This window comes from Metasolibacillus meyeri (assembly GCF_003049505.1).
GTDB classification, from domain to species: Bacteria; Bacillota; Bacilli; order Bacillales_A; family Planococcaceae; genus Metasolibacillus; species Metasolibacillus meyeri.
The window spans coordinates 44193-70074 of sequence record NZ_PYWN01000083.1 but is presented as its reverse complement, the minus strand read 5'-3'; the positions used below and the strand labels follow the sequence as shown (position 1 = coordinate 70074).

16 protein-coding genes are annotated in these 25882 nt (G+C 38.7%); 2 read left to right on the top strand and 14 right to left on the bottom strand.

Going from position 1 to position 25882, the window contains the following annotated elements:
* Window positions 1-101: 101 nt before the first annotated feature.
* The 9 genes from addA to ftsE all read right to left on the bottom strand — a co-directional run bounded on the left by addA (window position 102) and on the right by ftsE (window position 15192).
* Complete coding sequence (gene addA, locus C9J34_RS12830) at window positions 102-3800, bottom strand: helicase-exonuclease AddAB subunit AddA (RefSeq protein WP_107840367.1); 3699 nt, start codon at window positions 3798-3800, stop codon at window positions 102-104.
* Window positions 3769-7326, bottom strand: a complete 3558-nt coding sequence (addB, locus tag C9J34_RS12825) for a helicase-exonuclease AddAB subunit AddB (RefSeq protein WP_107840365.1) — start codon at window positions 7324-7326, stop codon at window positions 3769-3771. Before addB ends, addA begins: the two co-directional genes overlap by 32 nt.
* A 322-nt stretch (window positions 7327-7648) precedes the next feature.
* A complete protein-coding gene (locus tag C9J34_RS12820) occupies window positions 7649-8269 on the bottom strand; it encodes a TVP38/TMEM64 family protein (protein WP_107840363.1) in 621 nt (206 codons plus the stop codon).
* A 233-nt stretch (window positions 8270-8502) separates the two neighbouring features.
* Window positions 8503-9672 (bottom strand): PDZ domain-containing protein, encoded by a 1170-nt coding sequence (locus C9J34_RS12815; RefSeq protein WP_107840394.1) that lies wholly within the window; start codon window positions 9670-9672, stop codon window positions 8503-8505.
* A 133-nt stretch (window positions 9673-9805) separates the two neighbouring features.
* Window positions 9806-11227, bottom strand: coding sequence for a S41 family peptidase (locus tag C9J34_RS12810; protein WP_107840361.1), 1422 nt, complete (start codon window positions 11225-11227; stop codon window positions 9806-9808).
* Window positions 11228-11286: 59 nt separating this feature from the next.
* A complete protein-coding gene (locus C9J34_RS12805) occupies window positions 11287-11850 on the bottom strand; it encodes a peroxiredoxin family protein (protein WP_107840358.1) in 564 nt (187 codons plus the stop codon).
* Between the two features lie 491 nt (window positions 11851-12341).
* Entirely contained in the window at window positions 12342-13595 is a 1254-nt protein-coding gene (locus tag C9J34_RS12800; protein ID WP_420799128.1) for a murein hydrolase activator EnvC family protein, read from the bottom strand.
* Between the two features lie 24 nt (window positions 13596-13619).
* On the bottom strand, window positions 13620-14516 hold the full coding sequence (gene ftsX / locus C9J34_RS12795; protein ID WP_107840356.1) for a permease-like cell division protein FtsX: 897 nt from the start codon (window positions 14514-14516) through the stop codon (window positions 13620-13622).
* On the bottom strand, window positions 14506-15192 hold the full coding sequence (gene ftsE / locus C9J34_RS12790; protein ID WP_107840354.1) for a cell division ATP-binding protein FtsE: 687 nt from the start codon (window positions 15190-15192) through the stop codon (window positions 14506-14508). The genes ftsX and ftsE overlap by 11 nt, the downstream gene beginning before the upstream one ends.
* 458 nt (window positions 15193-15650) lie before the next feature.
* Here ftsE and C9J34_RS12785 point away from each other — a divergent pair, with 458 nt between their 5' ends.
* Window positions 15651-17030: a transposase gene (locus tag C9J34_RS12785; RefSeq protein WP_107840352.1), complete on the top strand. Its 1380-nt coding sequence runs from the start codon at window positions 15651-15653 to the stop codon at window positions 17028-17030.
* 105 nt (window positions 17031-17135) lie between these two features.
* On the opposite strand, the gene C9J34_RS12780 is transcribed toward C9J34_RS12785, so the two are convergent.
* The 4 genes from C9J34_RS12780 to C9J34_RS12765 all read right to left on the bottom strand — a co-directional run bounded on the left by C9J34_RS12780 (window position 17136) and on the right by C9J34_RS12765 (window position 23824).
* On the bottom strand, window positions 17136-18326 hold the full coding sequence (locus C9J34_RS12780; RefSeq protein ID WP_107840350.1) for an SHOCT-like domain-containing protein: 1191 nt from the start codon (window positions 18324-18326) through the stop codon (window positions 17136-17138).
* 192 nt (window positions 18327-18518) lie between these two features.
* On the bottom strand, window positions 18519-21386 hold the full coding sequence (uvrA, locus tag C9J34_RS12775) for an excinuclease ABC subunit UvrA (protein WP_107840348.1): 2868 nt from the start codon (window positions 21384-21386) through the stop codon (window positions 18519-18521).
* A 7-nt stretch (window positions 21387-21393) separates the two neighbouring features.
* On the bottom strand, window positions 21394-23376 hold the full coding sequence (gene uvrB, locus C9J34_RS12770) for an excinuclease ABC subunit UvrB (protein WP_107840346.1): 1983 nt from the start codon (window positions 23374-23376) through the stop codon (window positions 21394-21396).
* Window positions 23377-23563: 187 nt separating this feature from the next.
* The gene (locus tag C9J34_RS12765) at window positions 23564-23824 is read right to left on the bottom strand and encodes an IDEAL domain-containing protein (protein WP_107840344.1); all 261 of its coding nucleotides are present in this window, start codon (window positions 23822-23824) and stop codon (window positions 23564-23566) included.
* A 317-nt stretch (window positions 23825-24141) separates the two neighbouring features.
* On the opposite strand from C9J34_RS12765, the gene C9J34_RS12760 reads away from it, so the two are divergent.
* Window positions 24142-24633, top strand: a complete 492-nt coding sequence (locus C9J34_RS12760) for a competence protein ComK (RefSeq protein ID WP_107840342.1) — start codon at window positions 24142-24144, stop codon at window positions 24631-24633.
* A gap of 69 nt (window positions 24634-24702) precedes the next feature.
* Here C9J34_RS12760 and prfB read toward each other — a convergent pair.
* A protein-coding gene (gene prfB, locus C9J34_RS12755) for a peptide chain release factor 2 (protein ID WP_107840390.1) occupies window positions 24703-25807 on the bottom strand; the annotation gives its coding sequence in 2 pieces (ribosomal slippage) (window positions 24703-25734 and window positions 25736-25807; 1104 coding nt in all).
* Between the last annotated feature and the right edge of the window lie 75 nt (window positions 25808-25882).

Below are 25882 nucleotides of genomic sequence, written 5' to 3'. Positions count from 1 at the left end.
CACTAGCCCCAACGACTTTTCTTTACAAATTTAAAGCGAATAAAATATTTTTTAGAAGTAGTTGCTACTTTCGGCATAACGCTTTTATATCATCACAATTGCTACTTCAACACAACAGTTTGACCAATATCATATAAATACAATATTTTTTCTGTGACCTGTACTTGATTAATCATCTCAATTGCTTCGCTATAAATTTGTAACTGCATTTGATAGCGCTTTGCCATTTCTTCTGTTAAAGCAGGCTCTACCTCAAATGGTGGACGAATTTTATCCGTTTTATAATCGAGTAAGACCCATTGCCCATTTTCCTCAAATAAGCAATCAATAACCCCTTGCACAATTTGACTATCCCCTTCAGAATCTGTTCGGCTAATCGTAAATGGTACTTCACGAAGAAGTTGCGTTGCCTGTTTAAAGCGAACACCAATTGGAGAGTTGAAAAATTCCATTACCTTGTCCATCTTAACAATCGCCGCTTCATCTTTTGTTAGCAATTCACGCTCAACTAAATTCCCAACAAAACCGTTCGCTTCATCAAGCGTTGTAAAGCCTTGCTGCGGCACATGCTGCATAATGGAGTGAATAACCGTTCCCATCTCAGCTGCTGACAAAGCTTTTGACTGTATAAAGCTTGGACGTTTCGCTATTGACGCTTGTTTCATCACCTGCGGATTATAAACGATATCCTCCTCCTGCTGTAGCGCCTCAAAACGCTTAATTTCCGAAACCGACGTCTTCGATTTTTTCGTTGTCGCCTGCAAATACGGATATATGGCTGTAAATCGCTCTGTTAACTCTCCAACAAGCTGCTCACTCACCTCTTCCTCTAGTAACATTTGCACGAAAGAAGCTTGTTCCTCTATATGTTTGAGAAGCTCCGTTGCCAATATTTTGACTGACCATAGCGAGTCTTTTTGTGCGATTATTTCACGCTCTCCAAATGCCTCATCCTGCATAGCTCTCGTTAAAAAATCTGGATGACTAACAAGGGCAGGTGCTACCCAATCTAAAAATGAATTCGCACTTGCTCTTAAATAATTAGGCAATAACGCTTTTGGCGGCAGGTCTTGAAGCATTTCCCATTTTGCTAGCTTCTTCTCCCAATTTTTCACTGTGCCTAACAAAATTAAGCGCTCTTTTGCACGCGTCATCGCTACATAAAGTATACGCATTTCCTCCGCCTTAAGTTTCGCTATTTTCTTTTCTTTTATAGCTAAATATGGCAAAGATGTAAACATCGTGCGCTCTTCTGTATTAATCGCCTTTACGGCAAGGCCAAAATCTTGATCGAATAAATAGGAACCTTTAAAATCTTGCTGGTTGAAGGATTTAGCGATACCCGCTACGAAAACAACTGGAAACTCCAATCCTTTTGATGAGTGAATCGTCATTAAACGAACGACATCATCACCTTCTCCAATGGATTTTGCAATACCTAAATCATCACCACGTGACTTCATGCGATCAACAAATCGTAAAAATCGGAACAAGCCACGGAATGAAGTTTTTTCATAAGCCAAGGCTCTGTCATGCAACGCCCTTAAATTCGCTTGGCGTTGCTTGCCATTCGTCATCGCACCAACAAACTCATAATAATTCGTATCTAAATAAATCGTCCAAATCAAATCAGCAAGGGAGCCTCGGCGTGCTAGGTGGCGCCACTTATCTAATAATGTTAAAAAATAATCGAGCTTTTCTGCCACTTTTGAATTCACTGGTTGCTCTATAAACGTAGTTACTGCTTCAAAAAATGGCACATTCCCTTTTGCCAAACGCACCTCAGCAAGCTCATTTTCCGTCAAGCCGAAAAATGGGGCTCGTAACACCGATGCAAGTGGAATATCTTGATACGGGTTATCTACAATTTTTAATACATTCAACATAATCATTACTTCTAGCGCATCAAAATAACCTTTTGATGATTCTGCATAGAGCGGAATACCCGCCACTTTAAATTCCTCGGCAAAATCCGCTGACCATGTCATTGAGCGCATTAAAATAACAATATCACTGTAGCGAATCGGTCGTGTTGTACCATCTTTTGGATTATAAATGGGCATTTCTTTTTCAATCATATGTTGAATTTTTCGAATCATATAGCGTGCTTCTTGCTGCGATGTTCTTAATTCCTCCTGCTCTTCATCAAGCTCAGTAGTTTCCTCCTCCTGCTCTGTAAACTGGTCAAGCACAACAAATTCAACAGGAATATTCATCTCGCTATACTGTGCACGGAATTTTAATGCTGCCTGCTCGTCATAATTAATTTCTCCAACGGTTTCATCCATAATGCGCTCAAATACATAGTTCGTCCCTGCTAATACTTCTGAGCGACTACGAAAATTCGCATTTAAATCGATTTTCAGCCCTGTATCGATTGGATTTTCAGAGAAATCTTTATATTTGCGTAAGAATAGGCGTGGTTCTGCTAATCGAAATTGATAAATTGACTGTTTGACATCACCGACCATAAATAAATTTCCTGTCGCCTCATCACCTGATTTGACAAGCTGTAAAATCGTCTCTTGTAATAAATTTACATCTTGGTACTCATCAACGAGTACCTCTTTAAAGCGCTCTTGAAAATCCCTCGCTACCGCAGATGGCTCAATGCCTGTCGCGGTTCGCTCTGTCAAAATTTCTAAAGCATAATGCTCTAAATCGGAAAAATCAACAAAGGCTCGCTCTAGCTTTGCCGCTTTAAATGCTTCACTAAAAATTTTCACAAGCTTCACAAGTGTTTCGATAATTGGCTTCATCTGTCTAATTTCATCAAGTAAAAATTGAGGCTTACGTATAAAAAATGTATCCTTTATTGCTTTCACAATATCCTTTGCCTCATCGCGATGATTTTTTGCCATCTCTTTTATTTGTGAATCTGCATCATCTGATTTTTTGATTGTCGGCAATCTGCCCCATTGCGCTTTTTGCATATGCTCATGAACGTCTTGCCATGTACTATTTTTGAGCAGGTCAATTGCAACTTGCACAAAGGCAAGCTCCTCTACTGCTAATGGGCTATACGCACCGATGCCAAAATCGCCTTCTGCATAGCGTTGCATTGTTAATAAATTATTTTCAGCAGCATATAAAGAATTCAAGATAGATGTTTTTAATTGAGGAGTGAATTTTAAATCATCCACTGTTACATCTGGCGCAATATCGTATTCCTTAGCCAGCGTATCAAGCCATTCATATGGTGCAGGTTGTACACGTGACATATTGTACAGCTGCAATAGCAACACTTCGATTTCTTGATCATGTCGATCCGAAGAAAAACTATCAACAAGCTCATATACTTCTGCTTGCAATAATTCTCCATCGTCGCCATATGCCTGCTCTAATATAGTAGAAAGGACATCATCCTGTAATAAAGCAACCTCATCCTGACTCGCTATGCGAAACCCTGGATCAAGATCAATCATATACGCATATTGGCGACAAATCGCTAAACAAAATGAATGTAATGTTGAAATTTGCGCTTTATTAATCAAGCTTAATTGACGTCGTAAAAAACGGTTATTTGAATCCTTTGCAATTTCCTTTTCCAATGCGGCAGCCAAGCGACTTCGCATTTCGGCTGCCGATGCGTTCGTAAACGTTACAACGAGCAATTCATCTACATCGAGCGGCTCGTCCTTCGCAATAATTTTCTGGATAAGGCGCTCAATTAAAACGGCCGTTTTTCCTGACCCTGCTGCTGCTGACACAAGCGTATCCTGTCCTGTCGCCCAAATTGCTTTCCATTGCTCATCCGTCCATTGAGCATCAGTCGGTTTCTTCGGTATCTTTAAGGTCACTATAGCCACACTCCTTTCTTACCTTTAAAATCAGCTCATCCGTCTTTTTCACTGGTAAATGATGATATTGCTGATGCCCGTCTGATGGATCAAACTGGCATACTGCTTTGAATCCACAATAATCACAGGCTGTTCGATTTTTTAATTTATACGGATAAATGTCTGTCGCTCCTGTGAATATTTTATTGCCCGCCTCTTTATGCTTTTCAATGACAAAGTCCTGTAAAATCGGCATCGTTTGCACATCTACCGTTTTAGAGTATGCGCCAATTGCCCCTTTCGTTGTCATACTCACTGGAATAACGGGCGATTTCTTTTGCTCCAATAAATTTTCATCCATCGCCTCTAGTACAGGAATTTCATTCGTTAACAGCCCTTGCATTCGGTATTTTTCAAGGCGTTGCAATTCTCGCATTTGCTCATCTACATATTCCTCCAAGCGAATTAAAGGATCGTGTACATGAACATACAGCATTCCTGCTGGTGTCACAGTAATTTCCTCATTTTTCGGCAAGGCGAATAGCTCTTTCGCATTTTTGACGGCTACATCTAAATACGTTAAAAGTTGCAATGAAATACCGTGATACACTTCATTTAAATCTAAATCGCGGCTTGATGATTTATAATCGACAACACGTAAATACAACTGGCCATTTTCTTCATATGCATCAATGCGGTCAATTTGTCCGCGCAAATACATTTTCCGCTTATTTTCTAATGGAATTTCCAATGCAGGTAACGGCTTAATCCCCTTTTTCACCGTTTTATCATCCGTTTTGCCAAAAGGTTTCTCATGAACGACTGGCTTAAACTTCGCTACCTTCGCATGCTCTGTCAAAGCAAATAATGTACGTGCCACAACACGAATTAGCTTTTCCTTAATATATAAATAGCGCGAATTGCTCTCTAAAATACGATAAGAAAAAATATGAACAAGCGGCTCTACTGCCTCACGTGCCTTTTGCAAACATTCCTTATAATTGGCTGGGGGTATCTCATCGCTCGATAAAATTGTACGCAATGCTTCATGGAATAAATCCCCCATCGCAAAAGTTTCTAAGCGATATTCCGCACGCTCCTCTAATCGCAAGCCATAAGTTGCAAAATGAGAATATGGACAGCGATAAAACTTTTCAATACGCGAAACACTGGCCTGTAGCTCCTCGCCATATAACTTTTCAGTGATCGCTGGTTGCAATGGTTCTGCCTTATTAATCGTATATAATGGCTTCGTCACAAACTGTAGCATTTGCTCCCATTGTGGATAACGACGATAAAATGTACGCAATGCACGCCACTCTGCTGCAAGCGATTTCGTCTGCTCCGCCTCTTTCAACTGTGTCGCTAAATAGGCAATGGATGGCTTCGGATGACGTAAATAAGGTAATACTTTACTTTGATCGATTTCTTCTATTGGGTCGATAAAGACACGCGTATGTGCTAATGTGCGCCGTTCGCCTATAGTAAATAATTTGTGCAATCGATTAATATACAGCGATGGCAGCAAGCTTTTTCCCTCTTCATCTGCGCTCGCAAATGTAATATAAAGCTTGTCTGTCGGTGAAGTAAACGCACGATAAATTAAAAACGCTTCCTGTAATAGCTTGCTTTTCGCACTCGGTGCTAATTCATAGTCAAACTGCTCAAAATGATGGCGATCCGCATCTGTTAACAATCCTTCTTGATCAATCCGCATTGGATAAACGCCATCATTCACACCGATAATAAACACTGCTTTCATATTATCAAAACGTGAGTATTCCACTGTCGCGACAGTAATCTCATCAATGGCTGGTGGAATATTCGAAAATTGCAATGAATCATAGCCTTCATCAAGCATTTCTGCTGCTTCCTGCAATGTCACTTCTTGCTCGCCAAACATTAAAACAAATTGATCGAGTATATTGACCCAGCCATTCCATACTTGGTCATGTTCACTTGCTAAATCAAGAGCTGTTTCAAGCTCCTGCGCCTTCATGCTTTGTAACTTTTCATATAATTGCAAATGTTCTGCATATTCATACAAAGCTTGCCCTATTTCTAAGCCTGTTTTTGCATTTTTTAAAGCTTGCTCCAACATGAGTAAAGGATTACGTACAATTTGGCGCGCCTGTTGTAGCCTTTCTTGCATTTCAAGCTCTTTATCTGTTTGTACAGCACCTATTTTCTCCAATACACGGAATCGACGATATTGCCAAACTTCTTCATCATGCCAGCGCTTACCAATAATTCCTTTCGCTATAACAAAATTTTCAAGCTTATCTAGCTGCTCACGATAAGTTTTCACCTCTGCGTGCAAAGGCAAAAATAAATCTGTTTTTACTGCGCGAAAAACAGGCTCATATTGCCAATTCGATATAACTGCCTCTAAAGAAGAACGCATAAATTCAATAAAGGGATGATGTAACATCGGTCGCTTTTCATTCATAAAAAACGGAATTTCATATTGCTTGAAAATCGTCGCAATGAGCGGATCATAGACATCTGCTTGGCGATACATAATCCCGATATCTTTATAACGAACTTGTTCCTCTGTCACAAGGCGCGTTATTTCCCGTGCAATACTTTGTATTTCTGCACGCCGGTTTACACCTTCGATAATCTGCACTGCTCCTGATGCTGCTTGAGCTACTGGTATGGAAGCATGGAAATTTGCTTCAATGTGCAATAAATCAGATTGTTGTGTACGGCAATTCGTCATTAAGTGCACACGGTTTTCAATTTCAAGATGATGCTGTGCTGCAAAATCCATTAATTTATCGTATGTAAACGCCGCACGATGAAATAATGCTTGTGGGTCCATTGCATCCTGTACATCATCAAAAGGTAAAACAATTGTGACACGCTTTGCTAATAATAATAATTGCTCAACGATGGCAAATTCCCTTATTGTAAATGCTGTGAAGCCATCAATATATACTTCTGCCTGCTGGATTTTTTCGGAGTTTTTTAATTGCTCAACTAAAATTGGATAAAAGCCTTCTCCATCCACGTAGCTTTCACCGATACTTTCTTCTAATTGCTGCAAAATAATTTGAAAATCCTTCATTTTTGCAATTAATGTATGCGCTGCCCCGTATGCTTCAAGCTCCTTTATTAGTTCGATAATAGAAATACTCGTTACATCATATTGGCTAAATTCACGCAGTAGTTGCTCAATTTCCTGCGTAAACCCTCGCTTACCAGCAGCTTGTTTAAAAATAGCGAATTGCTCCTTATAATCTTGCAAAATACGGCGAATAAGCATTCGATACCCAAAACTATCAATTTTATCGCGTGCAACACCGCCTGTCTCCTGTAAAATAAACCAAGCTAATCGTTTAAACGTTAATACTTGTGCCCGTATCATTCCGCTAATATCATAGCGATTTGTTAAATCGTATTCTGTTTTAAATGACATTTGATCAGGTACAATGACAAATAATGGTGCACCAAAGGGCTCCTCCTTTAAACGCTGCACAATTTCCTGCTGAAGTAATGTCGTTTTTCCAGTACCAGCTCGCCCTGAAATAATGCGTAAAGACATCAAACTCCCTCCTCTTTCTATCATTATACAACAGAACATACGTTTTAAATACTAATTCTTCCACCATTGCTCAAAATTCAAAAAATAGCTTAACCTGAATTTGCTACGATATTTGTACCTAGCCTTCGGAATGAATCACTAAAAGGGGTGCCAAAAGATATTCTCCTTTTAGCCCCCTTCGTTTCTGTATTAAATACCTGCTAAAAACAATGTGTACCTGTAAAAATTATTTACTGTTCGCTTTCACAACAAAAACATGAGCTGACGCTTTGCTTTCATACAGAGAAGCTCCTGCGATTACTTGTCGCAAAGGAGCTTCCTTTTAAGAATGGCTCTCTTTACTAACTGCTCGTAAATCACGTTCCACTCGTTTATTTAATTTATTTTCAACCCATTTTCCAATAATCCACAACAGAAAAATCCCACATATAACTAAAATTAATTTTTTCGGATCTGTTAAAATAGCGCGTAAATCATATCCTAATCCGCCAGTCACAGCAATCATCACAAATTTCCCTATAACAAGTGCTGTTAAATAATAATATCTTCGAATATTTGATAAACCTGCCACAATATTAATTAAAAATGCTGGTGAAAATGGAAAACACAATAGCACCAATATTGGCGCTAATCCTTTCATATCTACCCATTTGATTAATGTTTGTACACGTTTATTTTGTACGAATCTTTGCAGCTTCGGATGCGTTCCAAATTTCCTTGATACTAAAAATAATCCGTACGCACCTATAACGGAACCAATCCAAGATATGACAATCCCCAAAACAATTCCATACGCATTGACATTTGCCACAACGATAACAACGAGTGGTAATATAGGAATAAAGGCTTCAATAGCTGTCATAAAAATACCAAAAATCGGTCCTAGTAAATGATATTGTTCAATTAAATTTTCTAAATTTTCGATTGTAAACCAATCTCTCATCTGCTATCCCCTCTATATCAAAAGCACTGTATTTTATACTCATTTTAACATATTCTGCAGTATATAATATTTAACATTATTCGTCATTTTTCGCGAATATCTCATATATATTTTATACAATGTAGACGCAAAGCATACTATTAAAGTTTCACAAGGGGAATTATGGATTTTATTCTTTTAAAATACAAAAGCTGCCTGAAAAGTGGCATATTCCTCCACTTCTCCGACAGCTCTTAATTCACTAACAATAACCCAATTTTATAATGATCATTACTATGCACAACATGCTGTGCTAGGCGTACCTCATTTTGATGATTTAATATTTCTAAACGACAATGAGCAGCATTTACTTGTAGTGCTTCATATAATTCGCTTTCAGTAAATACGTCCTTCCCATTGACTTTGCGAATCACCTCACCAGCAACTAAACCCATTTTTTCAGCTGGTGAATTCGGTAATACACCTGCAATGATGACACCTCTAGACAATGGAGCAACCGCATAAGCATCTGTGCGCTCCTGTATTTTGTAATAAAGGCTAATGAGTAAACGTAAAATAGCTGCGCTCATTAAGGTTATAACACCAATCAGTGGTATAAAGTTTGAGGCTAACCCACCAATTATTACGAGCTGTGCCAAAATAAAAATAGCTCGGCTATACTTCGGATAAAAATAAACAGGTAATGTGCGTTTCGTCATTTGCTGGAAGCCAAACACAAATGGGAATAGCACAAGCGAAAATTCACTAGCCCCTAAAGTAAATTGTGGCCACCATGGAAGATAACTAGCGATTGCATCACCCGGGACAATGAAGAATAACGGTACAAATCTAATCCCCTTACTAAAATAAGCGACAGCATTTCTTCCCCGCTTCGTTTGTTCTACTACTGGGGAAGCAAACTTAGGTCCTGCCAGACGAATAAAACGAGCTTCCAACATTAACAGCATGCCTGCAATTAAAGTAATCGTCATTGCAGCTCCATGCTCATAAGAAAAGCCTTCGAATGTAAAGCCAAACACAGTAAAGCTTTTACCGAAATAAGCCATCGCTACAAGCACGCTAAAGCTAATCGCAATTGTCACAATGGGTGATAATAAATGGAATATAAAAATAATCATTGATGCTATGCTGACAACTATTAGCAGTAATAAAAATTCACTTGGAATTACTAACCCAACCGCTACTATTATCATGGATATAAAAAGGCTAGCAATCCAATTTATTTTCACAAAGCTTATTAATTCCGACCAACCATTTAAAATACGAATTCTAAAAAAGCGGCGCTCTCGTTTAACGCGACGATAGCCAAGATAAATGGCAAAAAGAGCAGCTACATACAATAATGGATTCATAATAAAGCGCAAAATAGCCATTAGTACTTCTATGATTATATCTATATACACAACTTCACCTACCAAGCCTCTTCTTTTTCTACAGGATCTTCATTATTCTTAGTTTATCTTTTAAAAGTCTCACTTTATAATTGTAGCAAAATCTTATTATATTGCGTAGCGCAAATTCTCCTAATTAGCTTTTTTACTGACGACTCTCTAGCTCATGTAATAAAAAGCTAAGTGCCATTTCGAGTTGCAAATCATGCTCTGGCTTTTCTTTATAAGTAAGGGCTTCTTCTTGTAATGCCGTAAAAAAGCTTTCGTCTAACTCTTCCCCTTTTACTAAATCATGCTGTTTTCGGAACTGCTTTACAACTTGGGCTGTTTCCTCATCGAAAAAGCCATCTGTTCTTCCAACTGAATAGCCAAGCTCATTTAACACATTTTGCACGTAAGCAATTTCTTCACTAAAATCACCTTGCTTGAAAGTGCCAACCAATGGCATCATTTCTAATGTGAAAAGTGGATGTTGCTTTACTTCTATATCTGGCAAAATACCTTTCCCATGAATCCATTCCTTTGTTGGCGTTAACCACTTATTTGTGGACAATTTTACCTCACCGCCATTTTGTAGCTCCCACGATTTTTGAACTGTACCTTTACCAAAGCTTGTATTGCCAATAATCGTTGCACGCTCCCACGCTTGCATCGCTGCAGAGAACACTTCACTTGCGGAGGCGCTTCCTTCATTTTGCAAAATGACAATCGGCTTTGTTAATGCTTCAATTTGCTCTGGCTTCGTCGTAAGAGGCTCCAATGCTCCTGCATTATTTTGCATATAAGCGAAAATACGCTCTCGATTTTCCAATGTGCTTATAATTTCAGCAACGCTATGCAAATAACCTCCTGGATTATCGCGCACATCAATAATCCAGCCTTCCACATCTTTCTGCGCTACTTCCGCAACTGCATTTTTCCATTCATCAGCCGTTTTTTCACCAAACATGCTAAGTGATAAATAACCAAATGATTCATCTGCTCGCTCTATAATCGCCGCTTCCACCGTTTCATTTTTTAATGCCGCTCGTTCTATTGTAAGCTTAATATGGCGCTCTGCCTGTGGTCTGTATAAAACAAGTATCACCTTTTCCCCAATCTTCCCTTGCATTAAGCGCATGACATCACCCATTGTTTTTCCATCAAGACGCTCATCATCAATTTGGACAATTTCATCTAGCGGGCGCACACCTGCCTTCTCAGCAGGTGAATCTTTAACAGGCGAAATGATAACAAACTTACCGTGCGTTTCCGCCAACTCCACACCAATCCCCACTCGTTCGCTTGCAAGTGACTGTCTATGTATCGCAGCCTCCTGTTCGCTATAGTATGTGCTGTATGGATCTTTGATTGCTGACGCCATACCGCGTAATGCCCCTTCTACTAACACATTCGACGCTGTATCATAAACGGATTGTTGTGAAATGAGCGTATACAATTCATCAACAGCCGCTAACTCCTCAGTAGGCGCCTTTTTCGCAAAGAAAAAATCATTGTTCCACAAAAACAAACTGCCTCCAACAATCCCAACAATACAAAATAATAAAACAATTCGGCTTTTGCGCATCTACTAACCTCCTACTAAACAAATTATGAATAATAGAAGAAAATGATACGTCCATTGTTTTATTTTAATTTTGATGCATATTGTTGCAATGCCTCTAAATCAAGCGGTCCTGTAATTTGATATTGAATACGACCTTCTGAATCAATCATAAAGGTGGTAGGAATCGCAATAATTTTATATGTCTCTGCAATATCTTTTGATTCTGCAAGTAAAATAGGAAATTGCAAGTCAAAGCCTTTCGTAAATTGCTGAATTTGCTTATGTGAGCCATCTTGATATGTTAAATTAATTGCCAAAATTTCTACATTATCTGCTGCTGCATGCTTTTTATAATAATTTTGCATATGGGGCATTTCTACTTTACAAGGTGGACACCAAGTAGCCCAAAAGTTAATCATCACTTTTTTACCTCGATAGTCTTCCAATGACACCGTTTGCCCATCCAATGTTTGCAACGTAAAATTAGGCGCAAATTGCCCTTTCTTCAAGCCTACTAACTCGACCTCCTGCCCAATCGTTGCCTCTGCAAGCCTTTGACTATCCTCAATCTGCCCTTTTATATAAGTCACTACTGCAATTGTTATTAATAGAAGAATAAGCAGCAAGCTTATATTTTTTTTCATTAAATCACTCCTCATCAATTAACGACCTGTTATTATTTGCAATTTTACTTATTTCGAAAAAAGCCTGCATCACATCAGTGAGTTTTAACCTAACAGTTAGTAGCTTCTCACGATTTATTGGCGAGTTTTCTTGATTTATCTGCGAGTTTCACCTTTTATCTGCGTTTTCTCACGATTTATCTGCGGATTTCACCTTATATCTGCGCTTTCCCATGATTTATCTGCGGGTTTCAATATATCTGCGCTTTCCCTTGGTTTATCTGCGGATTTCACATTTTATCTGCGAATTTCACATTATATCTGCGTTTTTCTATGATTTATCTGCGAATTTAGCAATATATCTGCGCTTTCTCTTGGTTTATCTGCGAGTTTCACGATTTATTGACACTTTGCATTATTTATCTGTGCTTCTCTTGCATTATCAACGCCTTCCAAAATACAAACGGCTGTCAGGAAAATCATGCGTGAGCATGTTTCCGACAGCCTTTCATTTATAGTGGAATGTAACGCAGTGGATTTACTGACCCTACACTTTGTCCACGCCATGGTCCAATATGGATTTCAAAATGTAAATGTGGTCCTGTTGAACGGCCTGTACTACCCATCGAAGCAATTCGTTGTCCTTTGCTCACTGTCTCACCTACGCCTACATTAAATCCGCTTAAGTGTGCATATACCGTTGTGAAAATCTGCCCATCAATCGAGTGCGTTAAAATCACAACATTCCCATATGTAGACAATGGACCTGCATACGAAACAATGCCATCTGTTGCTGCAACAATCGGTGTTCCTGTAGCATTGGCTATATCAACACCATAGTGAAATTCTGTACCGAAGCCAATATTTCGCCAGCCATAGCCAGATGTTAAACGACCATTTGTAGGCTTTGTCCAAGTTCCAGATGAAACAACTGGAATATTATTGTTTGCCATTTCACGTCGGCGCTGTAATTCTTGCTGACGAGCAATTTCTGCAAGACGGTTTTGCTCTGCAACAATTTTCTTTTGTAATTCCTCACTTACTTGTAATGCTTCTGAATAATCAGCTTCCAGTAATTGTTTTTCTTTTTTCAGCTTCTCCTGTTCACGCTCAAGCTCATCAATTAATTTATTTTTATCCTTTTTCTGCGCATCTAAAGAAGCACGTAAACGTTCAAGCTCAGCTTGATTTTCTTCTAGTTTCTTTTTCTTATTTTCTAACAGGAGCTTTTGCTCTTCTAAACTTTCAATATCTCGCTTTTGGTCGCGCATAATCTGACGGTCTGCTTCCATCAATGTACTAACTGCTGAGAAACGGTCAATAAAATCAACAAAGCTGTTTGCCCCAAGTAGCACGTCCAAATAAGACACTGTACCATTTGCCTGAATTGCACGCATGCGCTCACGCAACAATTCATCTCGTGCTTCAATTTTCCCTTCCAGTTCCGCAATCGCTTCCTCAAGCTCTGCAATTTCTTGATTTGCTACTTTGATATCCTCTATAACAACATCAATTTCTTCATTCGTTTGCACAATTTTTTTATCGAGTGCTTCAATTTGTGATAATATTTCCTGCTGTCTATTTTCATTTGCTTTTATTTCAGATGTTGTTTCATTAATGGAGTTTGTTATATTCGATTTTTTCTGTTCAATTTCATTTTTTTGGCCCTTTAAGTCATTTAACGTATTTGCTGAAACGGCTGGCATTTGTACAATAAGTAATAACGCTAAAGTGACCATTAACCATTTAAATGGTGCTGACTTCAAGCTGATAAACCCCTTTCAACTGAATTAAACTTTTAAAAACTTGCGCACGGACATAAAACTGCCCCACACACCGATTAGTATACCGATTGCGAGAATTAAACCATTTACTTGGTAAAGTAAAGGAGTAGAAGGTAAAATTTGTAGCATTTGCCCTTTTAAACGCGGCAATACAATTTGATAAATATTGTAATAAGCAACAGATACGACAATCATCGGAATAAGTGATCCTAATATCCCTAGCCACATACCTTCTAAAACGAATGGAATACGCACAAATGAATTTGTCGCACCAACAAGCTTCATAATTTCAATTTCATCTCTTCGTGCAACAATCGTAATGCGAATCGTATTTGAAATTAAAAACATCGCCGTAAACAAGAGACCTAAAATTAATACTAAGCCTACGTTTCTACTAATTTCAATAAAGTTAAAAAGATTCTCTACTTTGCCTTCACCATATTTCACTTCATATGTATGATTTAGCTTCTCGATTACTTTCGCTACATTTGCTGTTTCATGTGGATTGACAGCCTTTACATATAAAACATTATGCAATGGATTATTTTGCTCATATAAACTGAGTTCTTCCCCAAAATCTTTAATTAGCTTATCAAGCTCTTGCTCCTTTGAAGAATAAACGACTTCAGCTACATCCGGTAAATTGTGAATTTCATCGATAAGTTGATCCTCTGCTAGCTTTGCCTCTTCCGTATCTGCGATTATATCGATATAAACTCGTATTTCAACATCATTTTCCAAATCTGTTGCTACTTTATTTAAGTTCATCATGATGACTGCAAACACACCAACAAGTAGTAACGTGACAGTTACCGCACTAATCGAGGCAAAGGTCATCCAGCCATTTCGCCCTAATGATTTAAAGCTTTCTCGGAAATGTCGGCGAATTGTTCTACCCTTCATAGCCGTAGTCACCTCCGTATTCATCACGAGCAATCATACCGCCTTCAATCGCGATAACTCGACGACGAATTGTGTTTACAATTTCACGGTTATGCGTTGCCATAACAATCGTTGTACCGCGCGCATTAATTTCCTCAAAAATATTCATAATTTCCCACGATGTTTCAGGATCCAAATTTCCTGTAGGTTCGTCCGCAATTACTACTTTCGGCATGTTCACAATTGAGCGGGCAATTGCGATACGTTGCTGCTCCCCACCTGATAGTTCACTGGGTAACATGCGCGCTTTATGTTTTAGACCTACAAGCTCTAACACTTCCAATACTCGTTGACGAATTTTTTTCGGCTGCTCCTCAATCACTTCCATCGCAAACGCTACATTTTCATACACAGTTAAACGCGGCAATAGTTTGAAATCTTGGAATACAACACCTATTTGTCTACGCATTTTTGGAATGCGACTTTGCTTTAAAGATGTTAAATTTATGCCATTGACAATTACATCACCAGAAGTTGCTTTTTCTTCACGATACATTAATTTTATAAATGTAGACTTCCCTGCACCACTTGGACCGACAACGTAAACAAATTCACCTTGTCTTATATCAACAGTGATACCATTAGTAGCTACAACACCATTTGGATATTTTTTTACAACATTGTTCATTTGAATCATTCTTTTACCACCTAAATTTCGTTATATCACAAGTTGACAATTTTTTTACTCTTCCTCATTATAACATTGTCTAGGTGTCATGTTATTACATTTTCATGTCAATATCGCTTAAAATTTAGTTAATGCTGGTAACTATTATGAACCACCTCCATAAAAACCAACGAATACTTTCTCAAGACAAATATTTTTGAAAAATTTCGCAATCAATATGACAAAGTATTGCACTTTCAGTAGTAAGTTAATATGTACACCTTCACTCAAAATAAGTGTTGTTTAAAAGTGACAAAATCGCTTCTCCCCCACACACTATGCTTTATTTTTCAAATGTAAAAAGCTGTCGGAAAAGTGCTTTCCGACAGCTTCATTCTGTTGATAAACTCCGCCGTCAAGAGATATTTTGTGAAAATTCGGGTAAAGTCCCTTCAAATCATAATTTTTTATGAATGGGAGGGATTTTCATGTTTTTTATGCACTCACGTCAAGATATCGAAAAAAATCGGCAGTTTTATCAAGCGATGTACGACCCCAATCATCCATTAATTCAATTAGACAAACTCATCGATTGGCAGTGGATTTATCAAAAAATCTTACCTTATTATTCTCCTACAAAAACGGGTCGCCCTACTGTGGACCCTCTTTTTCTCATTAAAATGCTTGTGATTCAGGGGCTAGAAGGGTTTCGTTCGGTTCGCTTTACCTGTAAACAAATTCAGTCCCATGCTACCTATCGCTGGTTTTTAGGGATTTCTCCATTTCAAAAAGTGCCGCATCATAGTACCGTTTCACGTTTTCTATGGGAACGCCTACAAGGTGCTTCTTTTTGGCGAGCATTTCATCATACACAACTGCTTACACTTCAAGCAGCACGTTTTATTGCGAATGAAACGTGGGCTGCGGATGAAACGGAATTAAAAGCGAATGCGAATAAACGGTTTCGTCAAAAGCTTTTTGTCCAAAAAACGATTCAAATGAAATCAGAAGAACTTGAAATCATTAATGCCTTTCGCACACGTCACGGAAAAAAAGCTTTAAAGCCATCTGCACCTAAAATTGATTACCACCCAACGAATTTTAGTCCGATTGATGCGGATGCTCGACTTTCTGTTAAACACGTGGAACGGGGACAGTTTGCGTATTTTGAACACCGAATTGTCGATACGCTTCATGGCTTTATTATAGCGACAGATGTTACAGCCGCTAACGTTCCCGGTCATAAAATCTTACCTAGACAAGTGGATCAATTAAAAGAACTGTTTGGGGCTTATGCAAAGGAAATTACATTAGATGCAGGGTATTACAATGCGACGTGCGCGAAGGCTTTATTCGACCGGAACTTTTTTGTTTCGATGCCTTATAAACGACCACATTCAAAGGAACATCCTCAGTGTAGAAAAGTTCAATTTCAACAGGTGACAGAGACCCTTTATTGTTGTCCAAATGGCGTCCCCTTTACGTATGCTACAACGACGCGTCAAGGCTATCATGAGTTGAAGGCACCTAAGGGCAGTTGTTTCCATTGTCCTTTTGCCCTCAAAGAAGATACCGATCGCGTCTTAAGAATCTCCATTCATCAACCGACGTATGATCAATTGAGGGAAATGCGGCTTTCTTGGCGAGGGAAGATTTTACGAAGTGTTCGGCCACAAACGATTGAACTGAGTTTTGCTCAAAGTAAAGAAAACCACGGTCTCCGTTATGCCAGATACCGTGGTCTCCAAAAAGTTGAAACACAAGTTTTGATGACAGCCATCATTCAAAACTTGAAGAAATGGGCCAAGCTCCGTTCACTACAACAAGTCGGGCTCCATCTCACCTATAAGATTATAGAAGAGTTTTGATAAAAATTCAAAAAATCCCGTCAAAAGTTCGACGGGATTTCATTGACAGTTTTGTTTTTCAACACTGTGAAGCTGTCGGAAAAGTGCTTTCCGACAGCTTTCATTTTAGTTATTATGGTAGCGAACAATTACAGAGCCCGTGCGTGTTTCACCTGCTATTTTTAACACTGGTGCACCTTCAACAACTTTACTAAAGTGTGCTGTTTTTAATAAAAATTGATCTTCGCTTGTGCTAATAGCTACATCTGGCAGTCCAACATCTGTTTTCCCGAAATTTGTCATTGCACGGCCATCTAATGCTAAATTTTTTGGTATATAAAGCTCAACCGCTCCAGCCACTGTAGAGCCTTTTAATTTACGAGCACGCTCAGAGCTTGTTGTTAATGTAACGGCTCCATTGACAGATTCCGCTTCAATTTCTTGAATATCTCCATCGATGTAAATTCGGCCATTTACTGATTCAGCTTCTAAATCTTCACCTTTCACTAAACGAGCCTCAATCATGCCATTACCAGAATTTAAATCTGCACGTTGGAATTCCGTGTTTTCAATACGAACTGCTCCATTGTATGTTTTTAATTTTAATAAAGTAGAATGGATACCACTCACAGTAACACCACCATTTAATAAACGAACGATGAAAATATCATAATGCTTTTCTGGTACATATACATGTAAATCAACAGATGACATTTTTACTGCTGTAGCAATCGTTAGCTTGCCGTCATGCAATGTGACAAAATCATTCGTAAATTTAGCAATTGTTTGTTCCTCATCACTGTCCGACTTCGCCACTTTTATATTCGCTTCTACCAAGATTTTATTATCTGTAGCTTTTTCAATCGTTAGCTTACCGCTTGGCAAATCAACTTCAAAGCCATTTACTTCGTCAGCATCATAGACAAATGTTTTATTGAACTCTACCTTTTCACCAAATGGAAACTCAAAATCAAATTCCTTCACCTTTGAAAAAGCACCGTTCATTAAGCCCATCATACGATTGCTAAATTGAGATAAGTCTTCCTTCAAATCATTCATAAATTCGTTCATTTTTTTATTTGCTTCTTTATCATTGAATGCTTTGTTAAATAGGTCCTCAAAACCTGTGGATTTCTGCTTTTCTGAATCATCAGCTTTCGTAAAGCCTTCTTTTTTCTCTTCTAATTTCGGTGCAACTGGCATCGTCGCTTGTGTAGGCTCACCTTTTCCTAAGCCTTCTAGTAATACAATGGCCTCTTCTGCTGAAATTGTTCCGTTCTCAACTAACTTTAAAATACGTTGGCGTTCATTTTGCATGTTAAAAAGCCTCCTCTAATTTGTATACTAAGTTATACGCCCAAAGAAGAAAAAGGTTTCAAATTTTAGCAAAAACCTTTATCACAACGATTTCGTTACTCCCTCAATTTATGACTGACGCTATGCTTTCGTCACAAAGAGAATCTGTGATTGCTGCTACGCTTTCATCACATTAAAAGCTTGTAGCTAACGTTACACTTTCGCTACAGAAAGGATTTGTTCTGCCATACGCTTGCGGTCACGCTCTAAAATAGGCTTTAAATAGTGTCCTGTGTGACTCTTCTCATTTGCACAAATTTCTTCTGGTGTTCCTGTTGCAACGATTGTTCCACCTTTGTCTCCACCTTCAGGGCCTAAATCAATCATATAATCTGCGGTTTTAATTACATCTAAATTATGCTCAATGACTAAAACCGTATCGCCATTCTCCACAAGTCGCTGTAGAACGACTAATAAGCGAGCGATGTCATCCGCATGTAAGCCTGTCGTTGGCTCATCTAAAATATAAAATGATTTACCTGTTGAACGACGATGTAGCTCCGATGCTAGCTTTACGCGCTGTGCCTCACCACCAGATAACGTCGTCGCAGGCTGCCCCAGCTTCATATAACCTAAGCCGACATCTACAATTGTTTGTAGCTTACGATGAATTTTCGGTATGTTTTCGAAAAAGACGACTGCATCTTCAATTGTCATATCTAATATATCTGCAATATTTTTATCTTTATACTTCACTTCTAATGTTTCACGATTATAACGTTTTCCATGACATACTTCACATGGTACGTACACATCTGGTAGGAAGTGCATTTCAATTTTAATAATACCGTCACCACGACAAGCCTCACAGCGACCGCCTTTCACATTAAAGCTGAAGCGACCTTTTTTGTAACCGCGTACCTTCGCCTCATTTGTCACTGCAAATACGTCACGAATATCGTCGAAAACGCCAGTATAGGTTGCAGGATTGGAGCGTGGTGTACGACCAATTGGTGATTGGTCAATATCAATAACTTTCTCTAGTTGTTCGATGCCATCCACTGATTTATGCGCACCAGGCTTGACCTTTGAGCGATTCAGTTTGGCTGCTAGTGATTTATATAAAATTTCATTAATCAATGTTGATTTACCAGAGCCTGATACACCTGTAACCGCAATAAACACACCTAGTGGAATATCGACATTGACTTTCTTTAAATTATTTTCTGTCGCGCATTTAATCGTTAATTTACGACCATCTGGCTTACGACGTTCCGCAGGTAATGGAATAAATTTCTTACCACTTAAATATTGTCCTGTTAAGGAAGCCTCATTATCCATTACCTCAGCTGGTGTACCTTGTGCGACAATTTCGCCACCGTGCACACCAGCGCCTGGTCCAACATCAATAATATAATCAGCTGCCAACATCGTATCCTCATCGTGCTCAACAACGATTAACGTATTGCCTAAATCACGCATGCTTTGTAGCGTCGTAATTAAACGGTCATTATCTCGTTGATGCAAGCCAATTGAAGGTTCGTCTAAAATATACAAGACCCCTGTTAAACGCGAGCCAATTTGTGTTGCTAAGCGAATACGTTGTGCCTCACCACCAGATAAAGTACCTGCTGCGCGTGATAATGTTAAATAATCTAAGCCGACATTGACTAAAAAGCCTAGACGTTCATGAATTTCGCGTAAAATTAAACGCGCAATCTGCAAATCCTTCTCTGATAACTTCAAACCATCAAAGAAAGCATTCGCCTCTAAAATTGAAAATTTTGTTACTTCACCGATATGCTTGTCATGTACTTTGACTGCAAGCGTTTCTGGCTTTAAACGATAGCCTTTACAAGATGGGCATGGCTGCTCTGCCATATATTTCTCCATTTGCTCACGTACATAATCAGAGGATGTGTCGCGAAAACGGCGCTCCACATTGTTCAAAACCCCTTCAAATTCTACTAACTGACTACGCTTATGCCCAAATTCATTTTCGTAGTTGAATTGAATTTTGTCTTTGCCAGAGCCTTTTAACACTTTATCCATTTTTGCTTTTGGTATTTCTTTAATAGGTACATCCATCGGAATATCGTAGTGATCACATACCGCCTTTAATAATTGTGGATAATATTGGGAACTCGTTGGCTCCCATGGCGCAATCGCATGCTCTAACAATGTTTTATTCCAATCTGGTACAACTAAGTCGATGTCTACTTCTCGCTTCAGTCCTAACCCATCACAAGATGTACACGCCCCGAATGGACTATTAAACGAGAACATACGTGGCTCTAGTTCACCAATTGAAAAACCACATTGTGGACATGCATGGTGCTCGCTAAATAATAGCTCCTCATGCCCCATTACATCGACTAACACGCGCCCTTCTGCTAAACGAAGTGCTGCCTCTAATGAGTCGCTTAAACGCGCAGCAATTCCTTCCTTCATGACAACGCGGTCCACAACAACTTCAATGGTATGCTTTTTGTTTTTATCAAGCTCAATATGATCATCTAAATCACGTAATTCACCATCAATACGGACACGTACATAGCCCTGCTTTTTCAAATCTTCCAATAGCTTCACATGTGTCCCTTTACGCCCTTCGATCATCGGTGCAAGCAGTTGCATTTTCGTCCGCTCAGAATATTCCATTAAACGATCAACCATTTGCTCTATTGTTTGCGACGTAATTTCAATGCCGTGTGTTGGACAAATCGGCTTACCGATACGTGCAAATAATAGACGTAAATAATCATAAATTTCCGTTACTGTTCCGACAGTGGAGCGCGGATTACGACTCGTTGTTTTTTGATCGATTGAAATAGCTGGCGATAAGCCTTCAATCGTATCAACATCTGGCTTATCCATTTGCCCTAAAAATTGACGTGCATAAGCAGACAATGATTCGACATAACGACGTTGCCCTTCGGCATAAATCGTATCAAATGCTAATGAAGATTTTCCTGAGCCAGATAGTCCTGTCAAAACAACGAGCTGATCACGCGGTATGGTCACATCAATATTTTTCAAGTTATGTGCACGTGCACCTTGTACAACGATTTCTGTATTTTTCAAGTGGAATCTACCTTTCTGCCTTCAATTCAAAGATTGTATCTCGAAGCTCTGCTGCTCGCTCAAAATCTAGGACCTTCGATGCTTCCTTCATCTCTACTTCCAATGAGGCAATTAATTTGTCTATTTCAGCCTTTGTTAATTTCTTACCTTTTGTCACTTTCGTTACATATGTTTCCTCTTCTTCTGCAACTTGTGTTGCACGGATAACATCTGGAATTTTCTTAATAATCGTCTGTGGTGTAATGCCATGTTCTTCATTATAAGCCATTTGAATCGTGCGACGACGCTGTGTTTCGTCAAGTGCCTTTTTCATCGAATCTGTCATTTTATCAGCATACATAATAACATGACCGTTCGCATTACGCGCTGCACGCCCAATTGTTTGAATCAAGGAACGCTCAGAGCGCAAGAAGCCCTCTTTATCCGCATCTAAAATCGCAACAAGCGACACCTCAGGAATATCAAGCCCTTCTCGTAATAAGTTAATTCCGACTAATACATCATGCGTTCCTTTACGTAGCTCACGAATAATTTCAATACGTTCTAACGTTTTAATTTCTGAATGTAAATATTCTACTTTCAAACCAACTTCCTTCAAATAGGAAGTTAAATCCTCTGACATTTTTTTCGTCAATGTTGTAATCAAAACGCGTTCATTACGCTCAATTCGCTGGTGAATTTCATCGATTAAATCATCAATTTGCCCTTCAATTGGACGCACATCAATTAATGGATCTAATAAACCTGTCGGACGAATAATTTGTTCCACCATTTCAGGTGTATGCTCCAGTTCGTACGGACCAGGTGTTGCTGACACAAAAATCGCTTGGCTAACTTTCGAATCAAACTCATCAAACTTCAATGGACGATTATCTAAAGCTGATGGCAAACGAAAACCATGATCTACCAATACGGATTTTCTCGCTTGGTCACCATTATACATTCCTCGCACTTGCGGTAATGTAACATGGCTTTCATCGACAACAAGTAAAAAATCATCTGGAAAATAATCGAGCAGCGTATAGGGTGTTGCGCCAGATTCACGCAATGTTAAATGACGCGAATAGTTTTCAATCCCTGAGCAAAAGCCCATTTCCTTCATCATTTCTAAATCATAATTTGTACGCTGCTCTAAGCGTTGTGCCTCCAATAATTTATCTTCCGCGCGAAACTTCGTTAACTGCTCGTCCAACTCTACTTCAATATTCTCAATCGCTTTGCGCATTTTTTCCTCACGCGTCACGAAGTGAGATGCTGGGAAGATTGCAACATGGTCACGTTCTGATAAAATTTCACCTGTCAATGCATCGACCTCTCGAATGCGATCAATTTCATCACCAAAAAATTCAACGCGAATACAATGCTCATCACGTGATGCTGGGAAGATTTCTACTACATCGCCGCGCACGCGGAATGTTCCACGAATAAAATTAATATCATTGCGCTCATATTGCACATCAACAAGACGACGCAATAATTCATTGCGCTCGATTTCCATCCCCGTTCGAACTGACACGACCATTTCTCGATACTCTTCAGGTGAACCTAAACCATAAATACACGATACCGAAGCAATAATAATAACATCATTGCGCTCAAACAATGCGGATGTGGCGGAGTGCCGCAATTTGTCTATTTCATCGTTAATGCTTGAATCTTTTTCAATATACGTATCTGTTTGTGGCACATATGCTTCTGGCTGGTAGTAATCATAATAGCTAACGAAATATTCCACCGCATTATTCGGGAAAAATTCCTTAAACTCGCTATACAACTGCCCTGCTAATGTTTTATTATGTGCCATCACCAAAGTAGGCTTATTTACTTGTTGAATCACATTGGAAATTGTAAATGTTTTCCCTGTACCTGTCGCACCTAATAGCGTTTGATGACGCTTACCTTTCTGTACGCCTTTAACGAGCTCCTCGATGGCATTTGGTTGATCGCCATTTGGTTGATAAACTGATTGTAAATCGAAAGTTTCCGTCATGTTTGTTCGCCCCTTCTTGCCAATCTAGTTAGTTGTATTTTAGCATATTCACTTTCAAATATCGACAATTAAGCGAACATATATTCTTTCATCTTTAAAATTAATTTTTAATGCAAACAAAAACAGCATGTTAGATTTAACTTTCTCTAACATGCTGTTCTATTTATGCGGCAATCCTTTAGGTAATTCACATAAAGGCAATGCTTTCTTCATTTGGTTGCTCCTCCAACTCACGTAATTCATTTGTATAAGTATAAAAATTTTGTTCATTCCTTTCATCTAATGCCACATCGATTAACTCTTGCAGCTGTTCAATTCTCTGTAATCTTTGAAGCCTACTTAAGAATAAGTCCAGATAAATGTCACTCAATAATTGCTCACATTGATTTTTCGTTCCCTGTTGACCTACTGCTCGTAAAAACTCAGTGTATGAATAGTATTTATCCATTTTGATCACCTCGATGCTCTTTTTTCTATTATATAGGAGGAAAATTCAATTTGCAATATTTTCTGATAATTTTATATCTTTAGATTTTTTTCACTACTTTATCATCATTGTTATTGATTACATTAACATACATGTATTATAATGGATGTTGTAGAGGATATATAAATTGTTCGATTTTATACATTCGGCTATTACGAAACAGCTTCTAGATGAACACTTAAAAAATTAGCGTATATTAACTCAAAGCCCTTGGTTAATGAGGTCCACTGAAGCCAAAAACTCTAGCTGAGGCGCAACTTATTGGAGGGGATCATAATTTGAATAAAAGCATGAAACATTTAAAATCTTATCATGTTACAAATGCAACTTATTTACTTTTACCAATAAAAAAAGACAAGCAGTTACATACTCTCGTCTTTGATAAAACGGGTTGTCTATATGTTTCACAAAGCCCTATGAGAATAATTAACGCATCCTGCAGGCAAATGGGAAGCAGCTATCAATCGGCCAAAGAACTTTCCAAGCAGTACTTCGGTTCAAATAAACATAAACTCCCCATCGTCGTCGCCATCAACTACGGAGATCCTTGTGTCATGTTCCCTTTAATGTCTCCAAAATCCCCTTTAAACGGATGGGTATCATTTAACTCCTTAATTAACATCCAAGATCAAGAAGGTCAAATTAATGTCACATTCAAAAACTTTTTAGATTCCAATTTAGATATTCAATATACATCATTTTGTAAACAATATGTCAATGCTGCGATGTTACATAAACATTTAACATCAAAGTGGACACATTTAGTTTAGCAGTTTTGCTGTATCCTCTACATGAAAAAGCCTCCGTATGTCTCTTCATCATACGGAGGCTTTTTCATTTTATTTCACAATACGTGAACGTAAATACGCATTAATAAATGAATCGATATCTCCATCCATCACCGCACCGACATTTCCTGTTTCTTCGTTTGTACGATGATCTTTTACCATTGAATATGGGTGAAATACATAAGAACGGATTTGTGAGCCCCAGCCAATTTCCTTTTGCTCACCACGAATTTCATCTAGCTGTGCTTGTTGTTTTTCGATTTCTAATTGGTAAAGCTTTGCCTTTAACATTTGCATGGCTTTTTCACGGTTTTTAATCTGTGAGCGCTCCGCCTGACATTGTACAACTGTACCTGTTGGGGTATGCGTAATACGAACAGCTGAATCTGTCGTATTAATATGCTGACCACCAGCACCTGTCGCACGATATGTGTCAATTTTCAAATCCTCTGTACGCACTTCAATTTCAATTTCTTCATTAAATTCTGGCATTACCTCACATGATACGAAAGACGTGTGACGACGACCTGAGGAATCAAATGGTGAAATACGTACAAGGCGATGTACACCTTTTTCTGCTTTTAAATAACCATATGCATTATGACCTGTAATCGATAATGTCACAGATTTAATCCCTGCCTCATCACCTGGCAAATAATCCATTGTCGATACTTTAAAGCCACGCTTTTCCGCCCAGCGTGTATACATGCGCAGTAGCATCGAGCCCCAGTCCTGAGACTCTGTACCACCAGCACCAGGATGCAGCTCTAAAATAGCATTGTTTTTATCGTATGGATCAGATAAAAGCATCTGCAATTCGAAATTGCCCATCTTCTCTTTCAATTGCCCTAGTTCATTGTCTAGCTCCATTTGTAAATCTTCATCAGGCTCTTCACGTAAAAGCTCTAACGTCATTTCTAAATTTTCATGTGTTGAAAGTAAATCATTGAATTCATTGACGATTGCTTTAATGCCGTTTGCTTCATTAATAACGCCTTGTGCTGCCTGTTGATCATTCCAAAAATCAGGCATTAACATCATTTCATCAAGCTCTTGAATACGTGCCTCTTTGTTTTCTAAGTCAAAGAGACCCCCTAAAATCAGCTAATTTCTCAGCCGTATTTTCCAATATATTTCTTGCCTCTGCTAATTCAATCATATCCATTCCTCCGTTAAGAAGTAAGAAAGGAAATCGAGTAACAAGCGCTCTCGACTTCCATTCTTTACTTAT